Consider the following 23,790-nt stretch of genomic DNA (forward strand, 5'->3'; position numbering starts at 1 on the left):
GGCGTCCTTTAATTTTACATTCTGAATATGCCAAAGTTACTGTCAGGAATTGGCGCAGTGCGCGCTGCTTTTAAAGCTAGAGTTAACACATGGCGCGTCTCTTTAGGGTCAATAATACCGTCGTCCCACAACCGTGCGCTGGCGTAATAGGGATGCCCCTGAGACTCATACAAGTCTATGATAGAATCGCGAAACGCACTTTCTTCTTTTTCAGGCCAGTCTTCACTACGACGTTTTTTCACTTCTCGGCGTACTTGGGTCAGTACCCCAGCGGCTTGCTCTCCGCCCATGACTGAGATGCGAGCGTTGGGCCACATCCACATCATGGTGGGATCATAAGAACGACCGCACATACCGTAGTTGCCTGCACCGTAAGAGCCGCCAATAATCACGGTAAACTTGGGGACATCTGCGCACGCGACTGCCATTACCAGCTTCGCCCCGTGTTTTGCGATGCCTTCCGCTTCAAACTTTTTACCGACCATAAAGCCGGTAATGTTTTGCAAAAAGAGCAGGGGAAGCTTGCGTTTGGCGCACAGCTCAATAAAGTGCGCGCCTTTTTGCGAAGATTCTGAAAACAAGATGCCATTGTTGGCCACGATGCCGATCAGGCTGCCTTGGATTCGCGCAAAGCCACATACGAGCGTTTTTCCGTAAAGCGCTTTGAACTCATCGAAGTCTGAGTCATCGACGATACGAGCAATGATCTCTCGTACATCAAAAGAGAGGCGCAGATTAGCGTTGACTATACCGTACATTTCCTCGGCGTCGTAACGTGGTGGTAAGATGGGGTTGTCGCTTTGAATAGGTGTGGGCTGATTTGTATTTGAGATGGCTTCACGCGCGAGTTGCAATGCATGCTGGTCGTTTTGCGCGTAATAATCAGCAACGCCAGACTTGCGGCAATGCACATCGGCCCCGCCTAACTCTTCATCAGTTACAATTTCACCAGTTGCGGCTTTGACCAGTGGTGGTCCGGCTAAAAATATGGTGCCTTGTTCTTTGACCATGATCGAAACGTCTGCCATGGCAGGTACATAGGCCCCGCCTGCGGTACACAGGCCCATGACAACGGCAACTTGGGGTATGCCTTGTGCCGACATTCTGGCTTGGTTGAAAAAGATCCGTCCGAAGTGTTCTTTATCCGGAAAAACATCGGCTTGGTGAGGAAGGTTTGCGCCACCAGAGTCCACCAAATAGACACAAGGCAATTGACAACGTTGAGCGATCTCTTGCGCACGCAGATGTTTTTTCACGGTAAGTGGGTAATAGGTGCCACCTTTTACAGATGGGTCATTGGCGATCACCATGCATTGGATGCCTTCAATGGTGCCAATACCAGCGACAACACCTGCGCACGGGATTGATTCTTCGTAGACGTTCCAAGCGGCAAAGAGCCCCACTTCGAGAAACTCGCTGCCTTCGTCTAACAGGTGTTGGACGCGTTCGCGAACAGGCAGCTTTCCTTTTTGTCTTTGGCGGTCAATGGCTTTTTGTCCGCCACCTTGTTTGATTGCTTGGATATTGGCAGTCAGGTTTTGTACCAACTCAGTCATGGCTGTTTTGTTTGACAAGAACAGCTCGCCGGTTGGCTTGGCTTTACTTTTGATAATTGCCATAGTGACTTCCTTGTCAGTGAGTTAGCGAGATTCTTCGAACAGCTCTCGCCCAATCAGCATGCGGCGAATTTCAGAGGTGCCAGCGCCAATTTCATACAGTTTGGCGTCGCGCAGTAATCGCCCGGTCGCGTATTCGTTGATGTAGCCATTGCCGCCTAGGATTTGTATGGCATCGAGCGACATTTGTGTGGCAAGTTCGGCGCTGTAAAGGATCACGCCAGCGGCGTCTTTGCGCATGCATTCACCTCGGTCACATGCGGCAGCGACGGCATAAACATAGGCTTTAGCAGCGTTCATACGTGAGTACATATCGGCGAGTTTTCCCTGTACCAATTGGAATTCACCGATAGATTTGCCGAACTGTTTGCGGTCATGAACATATGGAACGACCTCGTCCAGACACGCTTGCATGATACCAAGGGGCCCTGCAGCTAATACTACGCGCTCATAATCCAACCCGCTCATCAGTACTTCAACGCCTCGGTTTAACTCTCCCAAGAGATTCTCTTTTGGTACTAGGCAATTTTTGAACACCAATTCGCAGGTATTGGAGCCGCGCATGCCAAGTTTGTCGAGTTTCTGCGCATGGCTAAAACCATCAAATGTTCGCTCAATGATGAAGGCGCTAATGCCATGAGAACCGCCCTCTGGGTTTGTTTTCGCGTAAACCACTATGGTATCGGCATCGGGCCCGTTAGTGATCCACATTTTACTGCCGTTCATTAAAAAGTGGTCGCCTTTGTCTTCGGCGCGAAGCTGCATGCTGACCACGTCGGAACCTGAATTTGGTTCACTCATGGCGAGTGCGCCAACATGAGAACCATCGATCAATTTGGGCAGGTACTTTTCACGTTGGACAGGAGAGCCATTACGAAAGATTTGGTTCACACAAAGGTTCGAATGCGCGCCGTAACTGAGCGCGACGGACGCCGAAGCTCGACTGATTTCCTCCATCGCGACAACGTGAGCAAGATAGCCCATACCTGAACCTCCATTTGCTTCGTCGACGGTCACGCCGAGTAGGCCCATGTCTCCGAGCTTAGTCCATAAGTGATTAGGGAATTGGTTATCGCGGTCGATATTTGCGGCGATAGGGGCAATATGCTCGCTCGCAAACGCGTTAACGTGGTATCGAAGCATATCGATGGTTTCTCCAAGCCCAAAGTTGAGTGGGGTATAGCTGCTTTTCATAACATCTCCCTGTTGAAAGTACTGTCGTTATCAATACTGATGAGGTTCGAGTTACACTGCTTGAGCTTGAAATTTATTGTTTTTTATAGCTGAATACTTCTTTTGGTTTGTCATTATTGGCTGTTAACCGTTTTATTGTTCAATGATTGTTTACATCGTTCTTTAGCGGTTTCCAATTCCTTCATTACAACGCTAATGTCATCGAGTTGCTGTTGTAAATGCGCTTGTTTTTCATCGATGATGGTCAGCATTTTCAGTAATTGCCCATCGCTTTGATGAGTGTCGTAAAGCTCAAACAATTCTCGAATTTCAGCGAGCGAAAAACCCAAGCGCTTGCCACGTAAAATCAACTTGAGACGAGTCTTGTCTCTGCGCTGATAAACACGAATGTTGCCTCTCCGTTCAGGCTCGATTAGCCCAACATCTTCGTAAAAACGAATGCTTCGGGTCGTGATGTCGAACTCCTTGGCGAGATCACTAATCTTGTATATATCCACTCGCTTGCCCCTCTTGGAAAATTTTTGGCTTCTTAAAGTCCGGCTAAGCTTCTGTTGAAAAGGCCTGAATAAGGTCTTCGCAAAAAGCAGGAGAAAAAATTATATTGTTATTTGTTTGTGTGTTTACGTTTACGTAAATGTTAGTGCTATGCTTACGTAAACGTCAAGAAATCACAGTGCGAAAATTCATGACTTCATGAAAGGCTGGAGTGAAAACACACGTTATGTAAAAGCTTCGTGGTAGCTGGTGAGAAGGGTGATTTGCAAAGCTGTGAGCTATCGTCAAAAGGACGAAATCATGGGTAACGACATCTGGATTGTCAGTGCAAAGCGCACGCCAATAGGGCGCTTTCAAGGTCAATTGCAAGGGTATTCAGCGCCTCAATTAGGGGCATTTGCGATCAAAGCAGCAATGGATGCCAGCAGAATTAACCAAGTCGATGAAGTCTACATGGGCTGCGTATTGCCTGCGGGGTGCGGTCAAGCGCCAGCAAGACAAGCGGCGCTGGGTGCTGGCCTCCCTCATGACATAGGCTGCACCACCATCAATAAAGTGTGTGGGTCGGGCATGAAGAGCGTCATGCTGGCATACGACCTCATCAAAGCAGGCAGTATCCGCAGTGCCGTGGCTGGTGGAATGGAAAGCATGACCAACGCACCGTATCTACTAAAAGGATCGCGCAACGGCATGCGGATGGGGCATCAAACCACCCACGATCATATGTTTCTTGATGGCTTGCAAGACGCGTATGAAGGGCATTTGATGGGAGTGTATGCCCAGCAGGTTGCCGACCGCTTAGCGTTTACTCGGGAGCAAATGGATGAATGGGCGACCTTATCCGCGACAAGAGCGCTGGAAGCACAGAACCAACGCTTGTTTGATGACGAAATCTCGCCAATAGAAATTACGACTCGTCATAGCGTCTCTACTTTGGATTACGATGAGCATCCTCGTTCGATTAAGCTTGATAAGATCGCTCAACTTAGACCTGCGTTCGATGACAATGGCTCGGTAACCGCTGCGAATTCTAGTGCAATATCCGACGGCGCTGCGGCTTTGGTATTGATGGACTCACAAGCTGCGCAGCATCGCGGCTTGTTGCCCATAGCCGTGATCAAAGGACATTCCACCCACGCCAGAAAGCCCGCTGAATTCACCCTTGCCCCCGTATTCGCAATAGAACAGCTGTTATCTCAACTCGATTGGTCGATAGACGAAGTCGACCTTTGGGAGATCAACGAAGCCTTTGCCGTTGTGACGCAAATCGCGGTGCGTCAGTTGGGCATTGATACAGATAAAGTCAACATCAAAGGCGGCGCATGCGCACTTGGTCATCCGATTGGCGCAAGTGGCGCGCGTATTCTAGTCACTCTAATTCACAGCTTACGCCAACTGCAATTGCTCGGTGTCGACGGTGATAAGAACAACAAAAAAGTGATGCGGGGTATTGCGTCACTTTGTATCGGGGGTGGTGAGGCCACTGCTATTGGTATCGAAATTCCACTTTAGAAGATTCTAGAGCGGTTACTGTTTTTTCTTATTGCTGGCACAAATTAATACCCCTTTAAATTACGTTAAGAAGGACTCGATTATGATGCGCACGGTTCCCTTATTTATTAACGGTGAGTTTCGTGAATCTCTAGCGACAGATTGGCTAGACGTAACAAACCCAGCCACCAAGGATGTGATTGCACGCTTACCATGTGCCACGAATCAAGAGATGAAGGCGGCAATTGAAAGTGCAAAAGCCACCTTTGACTGTTGGAAAGACGTCGCTGTGTCTGAACGTGCGCGCTTAATGCTGCGCTACCAGCATCTGCTCAAAGAACATCACGATGAATTGGCGACGCTGCTTTCTCACGAAACGGGTAAGATCTTCATCGATGCGAAAGGGGATGTTTGGCGTGGTATTGAAGTTGTCGAACAAGCCGCCAATATTGCCAGCAATATGATGGGGGAAACCGTTGAGAATGTTGCGACAGATATCGATAGCTACTCGCTCATTCAGCCGCTTGGCGTGTGTTGTGGTATCACACCATTTAACTTCCCCGCCATGATCCCTCTCTGGATGTTCCCAATTGCGATTGCGAGCGGGAATACTTTTGTTCTTAAGCCATCCGAACAAGTACCGCTGACGTCCATTCGTTTGGCTGAGCTGTTTGAAGAGGCTGGCGCACCGAAAGGCGTTTTGCAAATTGTGCACGGTCGAAAAGAGCAGGTCGATTTTCTATTGAAACACCCCGATATTCAAGCGGTTTCTTTTGTGGGCTCTGTCCCCGTAGCACAGTACATCTACACCACAGCCACGCAAAACTTCAAACGTGTTCAAGCCTTTGCTGGGGCGAAAAATCACATGGTGATCATGCCAGATGCAAACAAAAACCAAGTGGTGAATAACCTAGTTGGTTCTTCAGTTGGTGCAGCAGGGCAACGTTGTATGGCGATATCCGTCGCTGTGTTTGTAGGCAGTTCGAAAGAATGGATTGCCGATTTAAAGCAAGAAATGGCGAAAGTGCATCCGGGTGCTTGGGATGATGAGAATGCCGCGTATGGTCCTTTGATCAGTGCACAAGCAAAACAGCGTGTGATCGGTTTGATTGAAGAAGGCAAACAACAAGGGGCGGTATGTGAACTTGATGGTAGACAATGTGAAGTGGAAGGCTTCCCAGAAGGTAACTGGGTCGGTCCAACCTTGTTCAGCGGCGTCACCACCGAGATGTCGATTTACACCCAAGAAATCTTCGGCCCAGTTTTGGTCTGTATTGAGGTCGATACTTTACCAGAAGCGATTGAGCTCGTGAATCGCAATCCATACGGAAACGGTACCTCTATTTTTACTGCGAGTGGTGCGGCGGCGAGAAAGTATCAACATGAGATTCAAGTTGGACAAGTCGGCGTTAACGTTCCTATCCCGGTGCCTTTACCATTTTTCTCTTTTACGGGGTGGCGCGGCAGCTTTTACGGTGATTTACACGCCTACGGCAAACAAGCGGTGCGCTTCTACACCGAAACCAAAACCGTGACGGCTCGTTGGTTTGATGACGATATCCTATCCGGCCCAAACCTCACCATTAACCTGCGCTAACGAAGTAAGGAGCTCATATGGATTTTGAACTCAATGAAGAACAACGTATGTTTGTCGACACTGCTCAGCAGTTTGCTGCAGAGCGTTTAGCGCCAATGGCGGCGGAATGGGACGAGAAACAAATCTTTCCAAAGGACGTTTTAAAAGAGGCGGGAGAGCTCGGTTTCTTAAGCCTTTACACTCCTGAACAGCAAGGCGGTTTGGGCTTAAGCCGTTTGGATGCATCTATCATCTTTGAGCATCTCTCCATGGGGTGCACGTCGACCACCGCATTTATGACCATTCATAACATGGTGACTTGGATGGTAGCGAGCTTTGCGACCGATGAAGTAAAAGATGCGTTTTGTCCTAAACTGATTACGGGTGAATTTCTCGGGTCCTACTGTTTGACTGAGCCCAACGCGGGTTCTGACGCGGCCTCGCTGACGACTTCTGCGACTAGGCAAGGCGACAACTACATACTCAATGGCGGCAAAACTTTTATATCTGGCGCGGGCGAGACTGACGTTTTAGTCGTAATGGCGAGAACCGGCGATGCGGGTGCGAAAGGCGTATCTGCATTTGTTGTCCCGGCCGATGCAGACGGGATTAGCTACGGACGTAAAGAGCCGAAAATGGGCTGGAACAGTCAGCCGACACGCGCGGTAACTTTCGACAATGTTTCTATCGCTGCGTCACATTTGCTCGGAGAAGAAGGGCAAGGATTTGTGTTTGCCATGAAAGGTTTGGATGGCGGGCGCATCAACATTGCTACCTGCTCTGTCGGTACGGCTCAACAAGCGTTAAATCAAGCGGCGCAGTATATGCAAGAGCGTAACCAGTTCGGTAAATCATTAGCCCAATTCCAAGCCTTGCAATTCAAGCTGGCAGACATGGCAACCGAGCTGGTCGCTGCTCGCCAACTGGTGCGTTACGCTGCAAGCAAGTTAGACCGAGGTGACCCAGATGCCACGACTTATTGTGCGATGGCAAAACGCTTTGCAACCGATGTCGGCTTTCAAGTCTGTGACCAAGCACTGCAACTTTACGGTGGCTATGGCTACATCAAAGAATACCCTTTGGAGCGCCACTTCCGAGATGTTCGAGTGCACCAAATCTTGGAAGGCACCAACGAGATTATGCGCTTGATCATCGCGCGTCGATTGCTCGCAGAAGAATCTTCATTGCTATAAATGTGCCCACACAAATTCGTTTATTAACAGGGCCAAGTCATTTTCATCGAGAAAGGACTCAAAGATATGTCATTAGCACAACAACAAGCGATCCAACACACCATCAACAATCATGTAGCGGTGGTGACCATGAACAATCCCCCCGCCAATACTTGGACGTCAGAAAGCTTAACGGCATTGAAAGAATTGGTGCTGGCATTAAACGATAACAAAGACGTATACGCCTTAGTGCTAACGGGGAATGGTGAGAAGTTTTTCTCTGCGGGTGCAGACCTCAAGTTGTTCGCCGATGGTGATAAAGCGGTTGCACTATCGATGGCACGCCTTTTCGGTGAAGCTTTTGAAACGCTCTCGGCATTTCGGGGCGTGTCGATTGCTGCCATTAATGGATACGCCATGGGAGGGGGGTTAGAAGTCGCCTTGGCGTGTGACATTCGTGTGGTGGAAGAACAAGCTGTGCTGGCACTGCCGGAAGCAAAAGTCGGCTTATTGCCTTGTGCTGGTGGTACACAAAACCTGACTGCATTAGTGGGTGAGGGATGGGCGAAACGCATCATATTGTGTGGTGAACAAGTCGGAGCCGCGCAGGCAAGAGAACTCGGACTCGCAGAAGAAGTGGTGTCAAAAGGTGGAGCACTTAATAAAGCCATCAAACTTGCAGAATCGGTGGCTAATCAATCGCCTTCCTCGGTAACCGCATGTAAAGCGCTTATTCAAAACATGCGCTCAGCGCCACTCAAACATGGTTTGATTAAAGAGCGAGAATTGTTCCTAGACTTGTTTGATACCGAAGATCAAACCGAAGGGGTTCGAGCCTTCTTAGAAAAACGCCAACCCAACTGGAAGAATCAATAGGAGGTTGCATGGCAGGGAAAGTAACCATCAGCGAAATAGATTGCTTAGACGGTGTGCACCGAATTGGCATCGCGACGTTAGACAACACGGCCTCATTGAACGCGTTGACTTACGACATGTTAGCAGAACTCAACGATCAGCTTATCGAATGGCAAGATAACCCTGACTTGGTTTGTGTCATCCTCAATGGAGCGGGTGAAAAAGCCTTTTGTGCTGGGGGAGATGTGCGAACCATGTATCACGTCATGCACGACAAGACCAAAGAGGAAACTGCGGAATTCTGCTCCAACTACTTCTCGCTTGAATACGAATGCGATTATCTGATTCATACCTATCAAAAGCCAATTATCGGCTGGGGCGAGGGCATTGTGATGGGCGGTGGCATGGGGCTATTCATGGGAACCAGCCACAGGGTTGTCACACCGAAATCTCGTCTTGCGATGCCAGAGATCAATATCGGGCTTTACCCAGATGTGGGTGGCACTTGGTTCTTAAGCCAAATCGACCCAGAAGTGGGTTTGTTTCTCGGACTCACTGGTGCAATAGTTAATTCAAGTGACGCTGTCACTATTGGTTTGGCAGAGTGGTTGCTGTTGGAAGAGCAATATCCAGTGTTACTCGAGGAATTAAAACGAGTTGAATGGGATTCCGCTGATGCAAAATCGCTGGTGAGTGGTCTGCTTCAATTGATGGAAGACCAAGTTATCGATAGCAAGCCGATCACGGAAATTTGTCCTTATGTCAATCAGATTAAACAAGCGTGCAGAGGTACGAACCTAAATCAGATTGCTCAACGTATTCAAGCGATGGAAGGCAGTACCCAATGGCTCGAAAATGCACAGAAGTCTTTTGTTTCAGGCAGTCCGATCACGGCGCATATTTGTTTTAGACAAGTTAAGGAGTACCACCGTTTATCATTAGCAGATTGTTTTCGTCTGGAGCTTAGCTTATCGGTCCGCAGTGCACTGCTTGGGGAATTTGAAGAGGGTGTGCGTTCTCGATTAGTTGATAAAGACGGTAATCCGAGATGGATGTTTAACAGCGTCAGCGAGGTGGATGAAAGTGTGATCGATACGTTATTCACCTCGCTCTGGTCAGAAGAGGCACATCCGCTTGCAGGGCTAGGTCATTAAGGAGAAACAACATGAGTACCATTGCATTTATTGGCTTGGGCAACATGGGCAGTCCAATGGCACAAAACCTATTGGCATCAGGGTTTCGCGTTCAAGTGTTTGATGTGGAGGATAATGCCGCCAGGCAACTCGAACCGTTTGGCGCGGTGGTTGCCACTACATTAGCAGAAGCGGTAGATGGCGCAGGAACAGTCATCACCATGCTACCAGCAGGAGCGCACGTTAGAGATGTGTATTTGGGGGATTTACGCTGTGGTGCCGGTCTGCTCAGTTTGGTGAAGAACAATACTCTGCTGATTGATTGCTCGACTATTGATCCCGATTCCGCACGTCTGGTAGCAAGCGAGGCACAAAACAAAGGTTTGTTGTTTGTTGACTCTCCGGTATCTGGTGGTGTGGCGGGTGCGAAAGCTGCCACGCTGACTTTTATTGTTGGTGGTTCGGATGAAGCGTTCTCCAAAGCGAATGCGATTTTGCGATATATGGGTAAGAACGTGTTTCATGCTGGTAAAGCGGGTGATGGGCAGATGGCGAAGATCTGTAACAACCTGATGTTAGGTATTTTAATGTCGGGAACCTGTGAAGCGCTAAATCTAGGTATCGACCACGGACTCGACCCAAAAGTGTTGTCTAACATCATGTTGCAAAGCTCGGGCCGAAACTGGGCGCTGGAGCTTTATAACCCCTGTCCCGGGGTAATGGATTCTGCACCGGCTAGTCATCAATACAACCCTGGTTTTATGAGTAAGCTCATGCTGAAAGATCTTGGTTTGGGTTTGGACGCGGCACTGCAAACCCACTCTTCAGTCCCAATGGGGTCCTTGGCGCGTAATCTATATGCCTTTCATAATGCCAGTGGAAATGCAGAACTCGATTTCTCAAGCTTGTTTGAATTCTATAAGAACCAGAAGGGCTAAAAGCGAGATTCCTATCAAGCGTTTAAGCATGGAAGTCATGGAGTAAATAAATGGATTTAAGAAACAGTGTTATTGCAATCACAGGAGCGGGTCAGGGACTTGGTCAGATGATGGCGATAAGCCTAGCTCAGGCAGGAGCAGATTTAGCTTTGCTTGATGTCAACGAGACTGGGCTTTTAAATACCCGGCAGCAATGCCAAATGCTCAGTGCTAAGGCGTTGATTTACCAGCTGGATATAACCAACGAATCTGAAGTGGAAAGTACCTTTGATCAGATTACGCAAGATTTTGGGCAGCTTAATGGCTTAGTCAACAATGCTGGTGTATTGCGCGATGGGTTGTTAGTCAAAGCCAAAGACGGTGAGATCACCAAGATGTCGCTTGAGCAGTTCAACCTAGTAATGAACGTCAATGTTACTGGCACTTTCTTGTGCGGTCGAGAAGCGGCAGTCAAAATGATCGAGAGTGGCTCGAAAGGCGCAATTATCAATATTTCCAGTGTGGCGAGAGCAGGCAATATTGGACAAACCAATTACTCTGCTTCGAAGGCTGCCGTTGCAACCATGGCAACAACATGGGCAAGGGAGCTTTCCAGATACGGTATCCGTGCTGCGGCGATTGCACCCGGTGTAATAAAAACCGCCATGGCCGAGCAAATGAAACCAGAAGCCATAGATCGATTACAAAAGATGATACCCGTGGGTAGGATGGGGGAGACAAGCGAGATCGCTCACGCAGTTAAATATATTTTCGAAAACGACTATTTTACAGGGCGAGTACTTGAAGTGGATGGAGGGATAAGAATGTAAATAAAAAGCTGACCAAGGTTCATATTATTCTTGATTGGTTATTCCACAAGTTGATTAAATGCCATGTAAATAGTATGTGAATTCATAACTATGATACTGGTCACGCTTTGCTTAATTCGTGATTTCTAATGTAGCCCACATTTTAGCGTAGCACACTCATCTGATTTCATTCCTTGCTATCTCTTTTTAAGTTATTGAATGTAATGGAATATATTAATTATTAGACTAACAGTGTGCATCTATGTTGTTATTCATTTATCAATGTTGTTTTTTCACAAATGAAACATTAGTTTTCATTTGTGGCTAATGAGCTTTTCTTTTCACCTCCGCATAATGCGCCTCAATGTAACAATGTATTTCAAAGTGTAACAATAAAATCACGTTGTTAGTGTGGTTTTAACCATCAACAACTTGATGCCCACCCACTGAGAAGTCCACTGCTGCACAAGCTCAATACAAAAATATTCTAATGACAAAGACAACCAATAACAGGGCTTGCTCTGATGTTGGCTAACCATCGAGAAAGTTAATGGAAGCTTCAAGATATACGCGCATCTTATCGAGAATAAGTTTGGTGGTGACCATCCTTATGCTCTCAGGGTGTAACTCTGCTTTACTTGACCCCAAAGGTAGTATTGGTGTTCAGGAAAAAGAGCTGATCATCACCGCTCTTTTGCTGATGCTGATTGTCGTGATTCCTGTGATTCTTATGACAATCTATTTTGCCTACCGCTACCGTGAGTCAAATACAGGCGAGGAATACGCGCCGGATTGGTCACATTCGACCAAGATCGAAGTGGTGGTATGGACTATTCCAATCATCATCATTGCGATTCTCGCCGCCATCACTTGGCGCTCTACTCATGAGTTAGAGCCATCTAAGCCAATCGAAAGTGATGTCAAACCGATCACCATCGAAGTGGTGTCGCTCGACTGGAAATGGTTATTCATTTACCCAGAAGAAAACATTGCGACGGTTAACTACGTGGCATTTCCTAAAGATGTTCCGGTTCAGTTCAAATTGACCTCGGACAACATCATGAACGCGTTCTTCATCCCACGCTTGGGAACACAGATTTACGCAATGCCGGGCATGGTGACCAAGTTGAACCTAATTGCAAATCACACTGGTGATTACAAAGGTTTTGCTTCTAACTACAGCGGTAAGGGCTTCTCGCAAATGAAGTTCACCGCAGCGGCAATGGAAGATCGCACGGCATTCCTAAACTGGGTGCAACAAGTGAAAGCCAGCCCAGATCGCATTGAAGACTGGGAGCAATTCCGCTCACTTGCATCACCAACAGTAGCAGAGCCGGTGAAGCTGTTTTCTAGCGTTCCACCATTTTTGTTCACCGACGTCGTGACCCAGCATCCGGGTTCAATGAACTGTTTGCCGGAAAATCTAGGATAATCGCAATGTTTGGAAGATTAACACTTGAATCAATCCCTTATCACGAGCCGATTATTGTCATCACTCTAACGATGATCGCGATTGTTGGCTTGGCTGTCGTTACGGCGATAACCAAAGCGGGTAAGTGGCAATACTTATGGAATGAATGGTTTACTTCAGTAGACCACAAAAAATTAGGCTTTATGTACATCGCCGTCGCAATGGTGATGTTGATTCGTGGCTTTGCTGATGCGGTCATGATGCGTAGCCAGCAGCTGCTTTCTGCGGCAGGTGAGAGCGGTTATTTACCACCACACCACTACGACCAAATCTTTACTGCCCACGGCGTGATCATGATTTTCTTCGTGGCAATGCCATTGGTGATTGGTTTGATGAACATCATCGTACCGCTGCAAATTGGTGCGCGAGATGTGGCGTTCCCTTACTTAAACAACTTGAGTTTTTGGTTGTTTGTGGTGGGGGTGATCTTAACCAACATGTCACTTGGCTTGGGTGAGTTTGGTCGCACGGGGTGGTTGGCGTATCCGCCGCTGTCCGGTATTGAAGCCAGCCCCGGAGTCGGGGTGGATTATTGGATATGGGCGCTGCAAATATCTGGTGTGGGAACTACGCTGACGGGCGTGAACTTCTTTGCAACCATCTTGCGCATGCGTACACCGTCGATGCCAATGATGAAGATGCCCGTGTTCACCTGGGCATCCCTGTGTGCCAATATCCTGATCATTATTTCATTCCCAATCCTAACGGTAACCATCGCGCTACTGACGTTGGACCGCTACATCGGCACGCACTTCTTCACCAATGATCTTGGTGGCAACGTTATGATGTACGTTAACTTGATTTGGGCATGGGGTCACCCAGAAGTCTACATCTTGATCTTGCCTATCTTTGGTGTGTTCTCTGAAGTAACCGCAACCTTCTCACGCAAGAAACTGTTTGGTTACACCTCGCTAGTATGGGCAACCATCGTGATTACGATTTTGGCGTTTGTCGTTTGGCTGCATCACTTCTTCACCATGGGCTCAGGTGCGAATGTGAATGCGTTCTTCGGCATCGCCACCATGATTATCTCTATCCCGACCGGGGTGAAGATCTTCAATTGGCTATTCACCATGTACAAAGGCCGAATCCGCTTTACCACCCCAATGATGTGGACGGTTGGCTTCCTTATTACCTTCTCTGTAGGTGGTATGACGGGCGTTCTGATGGCAGTACCGGGCGCAGACTTTGTTCTGCACAACTCAGTGTTCCTGATTGCGCACTTCCATAACGTAATCATCGGTGGTGTGGTATTCGGTTGTTTCGCAGCAATCACTTACTGGTTCCCGAAAGCAACTGGCTTCACCATGAATGAAGCATGGGGCAAGCGCGCATTCATTTGCTGGATTGTCGGTTTCCTAATGGCGTTCCTACCACTTTATGCGCTGGGCTTTATGGGCATGACGCGTCGTCTCAGCCAAGATCTTAACCCAGAGTACTTCCCACTGTTGGCGGTTGCCGCAGCAGGCACGGCAGTGATTGCGCTTGGCGTGGCTTGTCAGTTCATTCAAATCTACGTGAGTGTTCGTGACCGTGAGCAAAACCGTGACCTAACGGGTGACCCGTGGGGCGGTCGTACTTTCGAGTGGGCGACGTCTTCACCACCGCCGTTCTACAACTTCGCGCATCTACCAAAAGGCGATGTTCTAGATGGGTTCTGGTACCAAAAACAGAGTGGCGAATTCGATCCAACCAAAGAAGTGGAATACGAGCGTATCCATATGCCGAAGAACACACCAACAGGTATCTACGTATCTGCATGGGCATTAGTGTTTGGTTTCGCGATGATTTGGTACATCTGGTGGCTTGCAGCAGCAAGTTTTGTTGGCATCATCGTGACTTGTATTCAACACAGCTACAACGACGATGTGGATTACTACGTTGAAGTTGAAGAAATCAAAGCGATTGAAGCGGAGCGTCGAGCTCAACTTGAAGAAGCGAAGAAAAACGAAGTGAAAGACAACGAGAAAAAAGACGATCTGGAGGTGACGTATGCAAGCTAATGTAGCCGCTCACGACCACGATCATCATCATGACTCGGCCGGCAACAAGTTGTTTGGTTTCTGGGTTTACCTAATGAGTGACTGTGTATTGTTTGCGACCTTGTTTGCAACCTACGCAGTACTTGAAAGTGGCTCTATCGCGGGCCCAACAGGTAAAGATATCTTTGAACTGCCGTTCGTATTTGTAGAAACCATGTTGCTACTGTTTAGTAGTATCACGTTTGGCTTTGGCATGATTGCAATGAAGCGCAAAGATGTCGCAGGCCTAAAACGTTGGTTAAAAGTCACCTTCTTGCTTGGGCTTGGCTTTATCTGTATGGAAGTGTATGAGTTCCATCACCTCATTGAAGAAGGTTACGGACCGCAAGAAAGTGCGTTCCTGTCGGCATTCTTTACTCTGGTGGGTACTCACGGTCTGCACGTGACCTTTGGTTTGATCTGGCTGGCAGTGGGTTACCACCAGCTATCAACTAAGGGCCTGAACGACAACATGTCGATGCGATTCCAGTGTCTAAGCTTGTTCTGGCACTTTCTAGACATCGTTTGGATTTGCGTATTCACCATCGTTTACTTACTGGGGGTTATGTAATGGAAAGCCATCTAGATACCGGTGCTTCTGATTACGTAAAAGGCTTCATTGCGTCGCTGATCCTGACGGTGATTCCTTTCTACTGTGTGTGGGCGAAAGTACTGCCAGATGCCGCGACTTATGTTGTGCTGTTTGGTTGTGCACTTGTTCAGATCTTCGTGCATTTTAAGTACTTCCTGCATATGGAAGTGAAAACGCCAGAAGGCCAGTGGAACTTCGTTTCACTGATGTTCACCGCCATTGTGGTTTTGATTCTTATCGCAGGTTCGATTTGGATTATCTACAACATGAACGTCAACATGAAGTTGTAGGCTAAGGTATGCTGAAAAAATATTTGTCTATTACTAAACCGGGCATCATTTTCGGCAACCTGATTTCTGTTGCGGCGGGATTCTTTCTCGCCGCAAAATCGGAACCCGCTAACTTTTTGTTGCTACTCGCAACGTTAGTTGGCGTAGGTCTGGTGATTGCATCAGGATGCGTGGTGAATAACATTTTTGACCGCGATATTGATCAAAAGATGAAGCGCACACAAAATCGTGAATTAGTGATGGGTAACATCAGCACAGATGCGGCCTTTGTTTACGCTTTGATATTGCTGTTTATCGGCACTGTGATGCTATTTCAAATGGTCAATCCGCTCTCTGCCGTGGTTGTACTCTTGGGTTACATTTTTTATGTTTTCTTCTACACCATGTGGTACAAGCGGAATTCGGTTTACGGTACCTTAGTGGGCAGTCTTTCTGGCGCAGTACCGCCTCTGGTGGGTTATCTTGCGCTGACCAACTACATCAGCTTGGAAGCAATATTGCTGTTCATCATGTTCTGTCTGTGGCAGATGCCGCATTCCTATGCGATTGCGATGTTCCGCATGCAAGATTACCGTGATGCAGGCATTCCTGTTCTTCCAGTTAAAGAGGGGATTACTAAAGCGCATCAACATATGAAAGCATACGTGGTTGCTTTTAGTCTGGTCGCCATTGGGTTGTTTATGGTGGGTGAAGCAGGTTACCAGTACTTAGCGGTTTCGGCGGCGGTATGTTTTATGTGGACTCGCGTGACGTTCCAAAAAGTGGATTACAACAATTATGTTCAATGGTCTAAATCGGTGTTTAAGATGTCGTTACTGGTGGTCATGGGCATCAGTGGGGTACTTGGTTTAGAGTTGATTCCACTGCCGTTTATTCATTAGAAGAAAGTTAGCTGAGTGAACGATTGATATCATCATTAGTTATGCTGACTAAAAAAGCAATGAATGATAAATCGGTAATTTATCTCACTAAAGGTTAATCCAGATTAAGGTTTTACCATAGTTTCAGCGATAAGGTTCGCGTCGATCATTGCACTGAACAAAAATTCAAAAAGGAACAGCCATGCTTTGTGTGTCGCTGTTCCTTTTTTGTTGCTGTTCGTCAGTGATAAATAGAACCAATTAAGAGGACTGGACTTGAGCATTTTGTTTTCAGAAGGCCGCATTGGCAACATGATATTAAAGAACCGCTTTATACGCAGTGCAACGTGGGAAAACATGGCAACGGAAGATGGTCATATGACCGAGAAGTTGTACGATATTTATGAAGAACTTGCTAAAGGTGAAGTAGGTCTGATTGTTACTGGCTACGCAAACATCGTAGAAGAAGAGAAGCCGAATGCGGGTATGATGGGGATCTATAATGACTCTTTCATTGATGAATACCAAAAGTTGACTGACCTTGTCCATGAGAACGATTCCAAGATCGTCATGCAGATCGCATACGGCGGCACAAAAACGACCTTCAACGTAGGCGAACGGGTAATTTTTGCACCAAGTGAAGTGTCAGAGCGCGGCACCAAAACGGAAGGCAAAGCGATGACTCAAGGCGAGATTGACTACATCGTTAAGGCATTCGCACTAGCAAGCAAACGTGCACAAGATGCTGGTTTTGATGGCGTAGAAGTCCATGCGGCGCACACATACCTGATCAACCAGTTCTTAAGTCCATATTACAACCGCCGTGATGACCAATATGGTGGCTGCATAGAAAATCGTATGCGTTTCCTTGTGGAGATCTATTCTGAAACACGTAAGTTAGTCGGTGAAGATTTCCCAATTCTAGTGAAGCTGACAGCGTCGGAGTTTTTTGATGGTGGCTTAACGTTTGATGAGACGCGCATCATATCTAAAAAACTTGAAGAAATCGGCGTAGACGCGATCGTCATATCAGGCAATATTCATGGCAACGCAAGTACCATGGTAGGTGAATCTTTTGACGGTTACACGCTACAAGACGAAGGCTATTTTCACGAATATGGCCAAGTGATCAGCCAAGATGTGAATGTACCAGTCATTACCGTGGGTGGTTTAAACGACTTTGGTGCGATTGAAGAGTTGGCTGAAAATACCAAGATTCAATTCTTTGCGCTTTCTCGTCCACTGCTGGCAGAACCGAAATTGATCAAGCGTTGGAAAGACGGTAACCGTGCTGAGGTGGATTGCGAACGCTGCTCCAAGTGCCGTACTAAGCGCGGTAACTTTTGTGTGGTTTACAAGCGCAGAAAGTAACACGATATGGCAGGTTAAAAGCCTCTAATACTTCGTGAATTAGGGGCTTTGCTGATTACCAAGAGTACCTAGTCGGTTTTCACTTCTTGTTGATGCTTCAAATATTGGACACACAGGTCATGAAACGCTTTTGCTTGAGGGGAAATCGTTCTATCCGTCAGAGTAAAAATACCCACTTGTCTTTCCAAAGGCGGATCGATCAAAGGGAGCCAAACTAAGCGGGTTTCATTGGTCGGGAATGCCAGTTTCGGTAGTGTTGTCACGCCAATACCGAGCGTTAAGACAGAGAACAAAGATGTGATGTTCTCAACAGAATACAATGCTTGATCGCTGAGCGTGCGCGCAGGCGTGGGATCGAGTAGGGTGCAAGTCCCGTTTCGAATAAAGGGTTGCTCTAGTAAAGTGTGCCACTCAATCCCTTCAGACGCCTGAGCAATAGGATTGTCTTTCAAACATACCACACCAATGGGATCGGACATTAAAGGGGTAAATTCAATCCCCCTCTCATCTAAATGTGAGGGATTGCCGAGGGCCAAATCAACTTCGCCAGATAGCAAGCGAGCCTCGACCCCTGCTGCATTGTCATCAATTAGGCTGACTTCTACGTTCGGGTACTGCTCGCAAAATGCGCCTAAAACACTTGGGATCAGCTTGGCTGCGACAGAGGGGACGCTGGCAATTCGTACGCGGCCTTGCTGGCCAGCGGCGGCGGCTTTTAAGTCGTTATCTAGCATGTCATAGATGTTGAGAAACTGGACGATCTTGGGCAAACAGATTTCACCAAAGGGCGTGAGATTAGATTTATTGCCGGTTTCAAACAGTATTTGACCGAGATTTTTTTCCAATTCTTTAATTGACGTCGAAAGTGCCGCTTGTGAACGATTTGCTCTATGCGATGCTGCTCGAAAACCACCTTCCTCGACCACCATCACAAAATGCTTTAATTGTTGAAGCTTTATGCTCATGACCTAACCCCTGTCATCCCTTTATTTACCTGATTTTGTCTAAAATGATAGATTTTATTTATCAAATGTAAAAAATTTACCGTTAGATTTATCGTCTGTCAATGTGCAGTATTTAACTATATTTAAACAAGCTGATAACAAAGGTTGAAGGCATTTGACTACTACGACGAAAAAACACCCAGTGAAGACATCACTGTTCGCTTCTAAAGCACCACTGGAATGGGCCGTTGTTAACAATGGCACATTATACACAGCGCAAATTCCAATTGATGACACTGGCGCAGTGGTTGAAGGAGGCATTGAGGCACAAACACGCCAAACCTTTAATAACCTGGTTCACACGCTTGAATGCGCAGGCGAGTCTCTTGATTCGGTTTTACAGGTATTGATCTACGTAACGGATCGAGAATATCTACAGACGGTAAATCAGGTGTATGCCGAGTATTTCTCAGCACCTTATCCCAATCGTGCCGCCATGGTTGTTGCAGGCCTCGCTCGTGAGGAAATGTTGGTGGAGTTTGTGGTATACGCCTCAGCGAGTCAGACCGATTAAAGAGTAAAAACACGCAACCAAATTTAGTTAATTCAGTGAGACGTATGAGTTGGTGAAAGGCCACTCGGCTTTAAGAAGAACAAGGACAGAACAATGACTTTTATAAATAATGTTCAAGCAGAAAAATCCCTCTATATTGCTGGTGAGTGGCAATCTGGTGTTAACACTATTACGAATATTAACCCTTCAGACATCAGTGAAAATTTAGGTGATTTTGCTCAGGCGAGTGAAGCACAAGTCGAACAAGCTATTTTGGCAGCGAAAGCCTCGCAGCCTGAATGGGAAAAAACACCAATTGAGCGTAAACAATCGGTATTACAAGCGATTGGTGATGAGTTAATCGCTCGTTGTGACGAGCTAGGTACACTGCTTTCACGCGAAGAAGGCAAGCCATTTGCTGAAGGTCGAGGTGAGATCTACCGTGCTGGTCAATTTTTCCAATATTTTGCGGCTGAAGTATTGCGTCAAATTGGTGATAACGCGGCTTCTGTCCGTCCAGGCGTTTCCGTAGAGGTAACTCGTGAAGCCGTTGGCGTCGTCGCCATTATTTCTCCATGGAACTTTCCAACTGCAACCGCCGCTTGGAAAATCGCGCCAGCGCTTGCGTTTGGTAACAGCGTGGTTTGGAAACCGGCGAATTTAACACCAGCGAGTGCAGTTGCGCTAACAGAGATTATCCACCGTCAGGGTTTACCAGCAGGCACATTTAACTTGGTGTTAGGCAGTGGTTCTCACGTTGGAAATACTCTAATTCACTCTAAAGATGTGAACGGCGTGAGCTTTACTGGTTCTGTGGATACCGGACGTAAAGTTGCAGCAGCAACGGCACCGAACTTCGTACGTTGCCAACTAGAAATGGGCAGCAAAAATGCGCTTGTCGTTGCTGATGATGCTGATATCCAAATAGCCGTTGAGGCGACAATTGCGGGCTCTTTCTCTGGGGCTGGACAGAAGTGTACTGCCTCGTCCCGTCTAGTGGTTATGGACGGGATTCACGATGCGTACGTTGAAGCGCTGATTAAGCGCATGAGTCAGCTCAAAATTGGCCACGCATTAGAAGAGGGGGTTTTCATGGGGCCTGTCGTCGATGGTAATCAATTAAAAGCTAACTTCGAGTGGATAGAACGGGCTCGCCAATGTGGTGCTGAGCTTGGTTTTGGTGGAGAGCGTTTAAATCTGCAATACGAAGGCTATTACATGTCACCAACCCTGTTCCTTAATACGCAGAATAGCTGGGAAGTGAATCAAGAAGAAGTATTCGCACCAATGGCGAGTGTCATTCGTGTGTCTGACCTCGATGAGGCGATTGCTACGGTTAACGATACACGCTTTGGTTTGACGGGTGGCATCATTACGCAAAGTTTACGCAATAGCGCCATCTTTAAGCAGCAAGCACAAACGGGCTGCGTCATGGTCAATTTACCAACGGCAGGAACTGATTACCACGTGCCGTTTGGTGGCCGCAAAGAATCTAGTTTTGGGCCACGTGAACAAGGCCAATACGCGAAAGAATTCTACACCGTGGTGAAAACCGCCTATCAACGACCTTACTAAGTGAAATCTGGCAGCAGAACTTATTGCTGCCAAACTTAAAGGCAAACTTACGTTTAAGGAGTGGCTATGTTCCAACAACGGATTGTTATCGACGGATTGCAGTACTGCAATTGGGATCGAGAATACTTTCTGACACTTAAAGCCAGCGGCATTACCGCTGTACATGCGACGGTCGTTTACCATGAGAATGCGCGAGAAACCTTAACCCGCTTTGCCGAGTGGAACCTTCGCTTTGAGCAACATGCAGATCTGATCATGCCAATTCACTCTATGGCCGATGTCGAAAAAGCGAAAGCAGAAGGAAAAGTCGGTGTCTTTTTTGGCGCACAGAATTGCTCTCCAATTGACGATGAGATTGGTCTGATTGAAGTGATGCGCCGCCAAGGTTTGTTGATCATGCAGTTAACTTACAACAACCAGAGTTTGTTAGCGACGGGGTGCTATGAGCAAAATGATTCCGGTGTGACACGCTTCGGTAAACAAGCGATCGAAGAAATGAACCGTGTGGGGATGATTATCGATATGTCGCACAGTGCGGAACGATCAACACTGGAGGCGATAGATCTCTCCTCGCGTCCGATTTGTATCAGCCATGCGAATCCCTCGTTCGCGCATGAGGCTCTGCGCAATAAATCCAACAACGTCATCAGAGCGCTAACGGAACGAGGTGGCTTGATAGGATTTAGTTTGTATCCGTTTCACCTACCAAATGGAAGCCAATGTACCTTAGGTGGTTTTTGCCGCATGGTGGCGAAAACCGCTGATTTGTTTGGTGTGGAACACTTAGGTATTGGCAGTGATCTTTGTCTAAACCAACCGCAACAGGTTCTTGAATGGATGCGTAATGGGCGATGGTCGAAAGCAATGGATTACGGTGAAGGTTCGGCAAGTAACTCTGGCTGGCCTGACGCACTACCTTGGTTTAGTGGTAGCAAAGGCATGGAGAATATTTACAACGGCTTAGTACGTCATGGGTTCAGTGAGTCAGAGGCTGGGAAAATACTGGGCGAGAATTGGTTTAACTTTTTGAAAGAAGGACTGGAGGCCAAGTTATAAACTGTAACCTAAACAAGGAATAGCCCGCCACACAAATAATAATAAGGCTGGTGTTTAAATCACTTTTTGTAGCTATGAATGCAGCTGCAATAAACCTCTGGAGTCAGAGCATGTCTAATCGAACTCATAGCATGAAAACGTCAACGACGAGCGTGTTATCAAACGAATCACAAGCAGAGCACCAAGATATTTCGGCAGCAGAAAAATCGTTGGATAAATTTGGGCTCAGCAATCCAGCACTTTGGTACAGTGGTGGTTTTATCACGCTGTTTGTTGCCACCGCGCTTTATGATGATGAATTGCTATCTAAGTTGGTCAACACAGGGTTTGCCTGGTCGGTAAATATCTTCGGTCCGTATTGGCAATTGTTGCTTTTGCTCACTTTTCTTATTGGCCTTGGCTTAGCGGCAGGGCGAACAGGCAAGGTGATAATAGGCGGCACAACCCAACCCGAGATGGACGGTTTTCGCTGGGTAGCGATCATCTTTTGTACTTTGCTTGCTGGTGGTGGGGTGTTTTGGGCAGCGGCAGAGCCCATTGCACATTACGTTAATCCTCCTCCATTGTATGGGACGCAGGATGACCTACATCAAGTCGCGGTGAACGCGTTATCGCAATCCTTTATGCACTGGGGATTCCTGGCTTGGTCGATTGTTGGCAGTTTAACGTCGATTGTTGTGATGCATTTACATTACGATAAAGGGCTGCCATTAAAACCACGAATTCTCTTGTACCCAATCTTAGGCGAGCGTGCACTGAGAGGTCAGACAGGGGCATTGATTGATGCGTGCTGTATCGTCGCAGTAGCGGCGGGTACTATCGGCCCAATCGGTTTTTTAGGTCTGCAGGTTAGCTACGCGTTAAATGTTTTGTTTGATATTCCTGATGGTTTTACGACCCAACTGATCATTATTCTGTTTGCTATCGTACTTTACACCGTTTCTGCACTGAGTGGTCTGAACCGCGGTATGCAAATGTTGAGTCGTTATAACGTTATTCTCGCGCTCGCGCTGATGGTTTACATCCTGCTGTTCGGCCCTACGGATTTTATCTTTAACGGTTATATTCAAGGTGTAGGCACCATGTTGGATAATTTTATCCCTATGGCGACTTATCGTGGTGATGAGGGTTGGTTGAGCTGGTGGACAGTATTCTTTTGGGGATGGTTCTTAGGTTATGGCCCAATGATGGCTATCTTTGTGGCTCGTATTTCTCGTGGTCGCAGCATCCGCCAAATTATTACAACCATCAGTATCGTAGCACCATTAACGACGTGTTTTTGGTTCACTATTGTGGGCGGTTCAGGTCTAGCGTTTGAAATCGATAATCCAGGCAGTGTGAGTGCGGCGTTTGAAGGTTTTAACTTACCTGGGGCACTGCTTGCTGTTACTCAACAACTGCCAATGCCGATGCTGGTTTCTATCTTGTTCCTCGTATTAACGACCATTTTTATCGTCACTACAGGGGATTCGATGACTTACACTATTAGCGTTGTAGTCAGTGGTGAGACAGAGCCAAATGCCTTTATTCGTACTTTCTGGGGGGCAGCGATGGGGGTAACTGCACTTATCCTAATTTCACTCGGCTCAGGTGGTATTTCAGCTTTACAATCCTTTATTGTGATCACCGCAGTGCCAGTGTCATTGATCCTACTGCCGTCACTTTGGAATGCCCCGCAGATCGCCATCAAGATGGCAAAAGAACAAGGATTATAAATTACTAGAAATCGTTAGAAATAGAATTTTAACAATGGCTTACAAGCGACAGCTTATAAACAATAACGTGGAGCTTGTGCGGGT

Annotated in this window: 21 protein-coding genes; 17 read left to right on the top strand and 4 right to left on the bottom strand. The window is 47.2% G+C overall.

Annotated features, from left to right (window positions below; all coding sequences use genetic code 11):
• Nucleotides 1-14 precede the first annotated feature (14 nt).
• From AND4_RS01395 to AND4_RS01405, 3 genes are all read right to left on the bottom strand, one after another.
• Complete coding sequence (locus tag AND4_RS01395) at nt 15-1,619, bottom strand: carboxyl transferase domain-containing protein (RefSeq protein ID WP_009841086.1); 1,605 nt, start codon at nt 1,617-1,619, stop codon at nt 15-17.
• A gap of 21 nt (nt 1,620-1,640) precedes the next feature.
• Nucleotides 1,641-2,810: an isovaleryl-CoA dehydrogenase gene (locus AND4_RS01400; protein ID WP_009841087.1), complete on the bottom strand. Its 1,170-nt coding sequence runs from the start codon at nt 2,808-2,810 to the stop codon at nt 1,641-1,643.
• Nucleotides 2,811-2,923: 113 nt separating this feature from the next.
• Nucleotides 2,924-3,307 (bottom strand): MerR family DNA-binding transcriptional regulator, encoded by a 384-nt coding sequence (locus AND4_RS01405; protein ID WP_009841088.1) that lies wholly within the window; start codon nt 3,305-3,307, stop codon nt 2,924-2,926.
• A 298-nt stretch (nt 3,308-3,605) separates the two neighbouring features.
• Between AND4_RS01405 and AND4_RS01410 the strand changes: the two genes are divergently transcribed.
• From AND4_RS01410 to AND4_RS01470, 13 genes are all read left to right on the top strand, one after another.
• A complete protein-coding gene (locus tag AND4_RS01410) occupies nt 3,606-4,817 on the top strand; it encodes a thiolase family protein (protein ID WP_043991386.1) in 1,212 nt (403 codons plus the stop codon).
• Nucleotides 4,818-4,899: 82 nt separating this feature from the next.
• The gene (locus AND4_RS01415) at nt 4,900-6,393 is read left to right on the top strand and encodes a CoA-acylating methylmalonate-semialdehyde dehydrogenase (protein ID WP_009841090.1); all 1,494 of its coding nucleotides are present in this window, start codon (nt 4,900-4,902) and stop codon (nt 6,391-6,393) included.
• Nucleotides 6,394-6,410: 17 nt separating this feature from the next.
• On the top strand, nt 6,411-7,565 hold the full coding sequence (locus tag AND4_RS01420) for an acyl-CoA dehydrogenase family protein (RefSeq protein ID WP_009841091.1): 1,155 nt from the start codon (nt 6,411-6,413) through the stop codon (nt 7,563-7,565).
• Between the two features lie 66 nt (nt 7,566-7,631).
• Entirely contained in the window at nt 7,632-8,420 is a 789-nt protein-coding gene (locus AND4_RS01425) for an enoyl-CoA hydratase (protein WP_009841092.1), read from the top strand.
• Nucleotides 8,421-8,428: 8 nt separating this feature from the next.
• Complete coding sequence (locus AND4_RS01430; protein ID WP_009841093.1) at nt 8,429-9,553, top strand: enoyl-CoA hydratase/isomerase family protein; 1,125 nt, start codon at nt 8,429-8,431, stop codon at nt 9,551-9,553.
• An 11-nt stretch (nt 9,554-9,564) separates the two neighbouring features.
• The gene (gene mmsB / locus AND4_RS01435; RefSeq protein ID WP_009841094.1) at nt 9,565-10,470 is read left to right on the top strand and encodes a 3-hydroxyisobutyrate dehydrogenase; all 906 of its coding nucleotides are present in this window, start codon (nt 9,565-9,567) and stop codon (nt 10,468-10,470) included.
• A gap of 50 nt (nt 10,471-10,520) precedes the next feature.
• Nucleotides 10,521-11,279: an SDR family oxidoreductase gene (locus tag AND4_RS01440; RefSeq protein ID WP_009841095.1), complete on the top strand. Its 759-nt coding sequence runs from the start codon at nt 10,521-10,523 to the stop codon at nt 11,277-11,279.
• A gap of 529 nt (nt 11,280-11,808) precedes the next feature.
• Entirely contained in the window at nt 11,809-12,690 is an 882-nt protein-coding gene (cyoA, locus tag AND4_RS01445) for a ubiquinol oxidase subunit II (RefSeq protein ID WP_083796251.1), read from the top strand.
• A 5-nt stretch (nt 12,691-12,695) separates the two neighbouring features.
• The gene (gene cyoB / locus AND4_RS01450) at nt 12,696-14,732 is read left to right on the top strand and encodes a cytochrome o ubiquinol oxidase subunit I (RefSeq protein WP_009841097.1); all 2,037 of its coding nucleotides are present in this window, start codon (nt 12,696-12,698) and stop codon (nt 14,730-14,732) included.
• Nucleotides 14,722-15,321 carry a cytochrome o ubiquinol oxidase subunit III gene (gene cyoC, locus AND4_RS01455; protein WP_005431496.1) on the top strand — a complete coding sequence of 200 codons (600 nt, stop codon included), beginning with the start codon at nt 14,722-14,724 and terminating at the stop codon, nt 15,319-15,321. The genes cyoB and cyoC overlap by 11 nt, the downstream gene beginning before the upstream one ends.
• Nucleotides 15,321-15,632 (top strand): cytochrome o ubiquinol oxidase subunit IV, encoded by a 312-nt coding sequence (cyoD, locus tag AND4_RS01460; RefSeq protein WP_009841098.1) that lies wholly within the window; start codon nt 15,321-15,323, stop codon nt 15,630-15,632. The genes cyoC and cyoD overlap by 1 nt, the downstream gene beginning before the upstream one ends.
• Before the next feature lie 8 nt (nt 15,633-15,640).
• Nucleotides 15,641-16,513, top strand: coding sequence for a heme o synthase (cyoE, locus tag AND4_RS01465; protein ID WP_009841099.1), 873 nt, complete (start codon nt 15,641-15,643; stop codon nt 16,511-16,513).
• 255 nt (nt 16,514-16,768) lie between these two features.
• On the top strand, nt 16,769-17,863 hold the full coding sequence (locus AND4_RS01470; protein ID WP_009841101.1) for an NADH:flavin oxidoreductase: 1,095 nt from the start codon (nt 16,769-16,771) through the stop codon (nt 17,861-17,863).
• A 68-nt stretch (nt 17,864-17,931) separates the two neighbouring features.
• On the opposite strand, the gene AND4_RS01475 is transcribed toward AND4_RS01470, so the two are convergent.
• Nucleotides 17,932-18,828, bottom strand: coding sequence for a LysR family transcriptional regulator (locus tag AND4_RS01475; RefSeq protein WP_009841102.1), 897 nt, complete (start codon nt 18,826-18,828; stop codon nt 17,932-17,934).
• Between the two features lie 154 nt (nt 18,829-18,982).
• Between AND4_RS01475 and AND4_RS01480 the strand changes: the two genes are divergently transcribed.
• The 4 genes from AND4_RS01480 to AND4_RS01495 all read left to right on the top strand — a co-directional run bounded on the left by AND4_RS01480 (nt 18,983) and on the right by AND4_RS01495 (nt 23,706).
• A complete protein-coding gene (locus AND4_RS01480) occupies nt 18,983-19,381 on the top strand; it encodes a RidA family protein (RefSeq protein WP_043991387.1) in 399 nt (132 codons plus the stop codon).
• 93 nt (nt 19,382-19,474) lie between these two features.
• The gene (locus tag AND4_RS01485; RefSeq protein ID WP_009841104.1) at nt 19,475-20,935 is read left to right on the top strand and encodes an aldehyde dehydrogenase family protein; all 1,461 of its coding nucleotides are present in this window, start codon (nt 19,475-19,477) and stop codon (nt 20,933-20,935) included.
• Between the two features lie 66 nt (nt 20,936-21,001).
• Nucleotides 21,002-21,991 carry a membrane dipeptidase gene (locus tag AND4_RS01490; protein WP_009841105.1) on the top strand — a complete coding sequence of 330 codons (990 nt, stop codon included), beginning with the start codon at nt 21,002-21,004 and terminating at the stop codon, nt 21,989-21,991.
• Nucleotides 21,992-22,101: 110 nt separating this feature from the next.
• On the top strand, nt 22,102-23,706 hold the full coding sequence (locus AND4_RS01495; protein ID WP_009841106.1) for a BCCT family transporter: 1,605 nt from the start codon (nt 22,102-22,104) through the stop codon (nt 23,704-23,706).
• Nucleotides 23,707-23,790: the final 84 nt, after the last annotated feature.

It is taken from the genome of Vibrio sp. AND4 (assembly GCF_000171815.1).
Classification (GTDB): domain Bacteria; phylum Pseudomonadota; class Gammaproteobacteria; order Enterobacterales; family Vibrionaceae; genus Vibrio.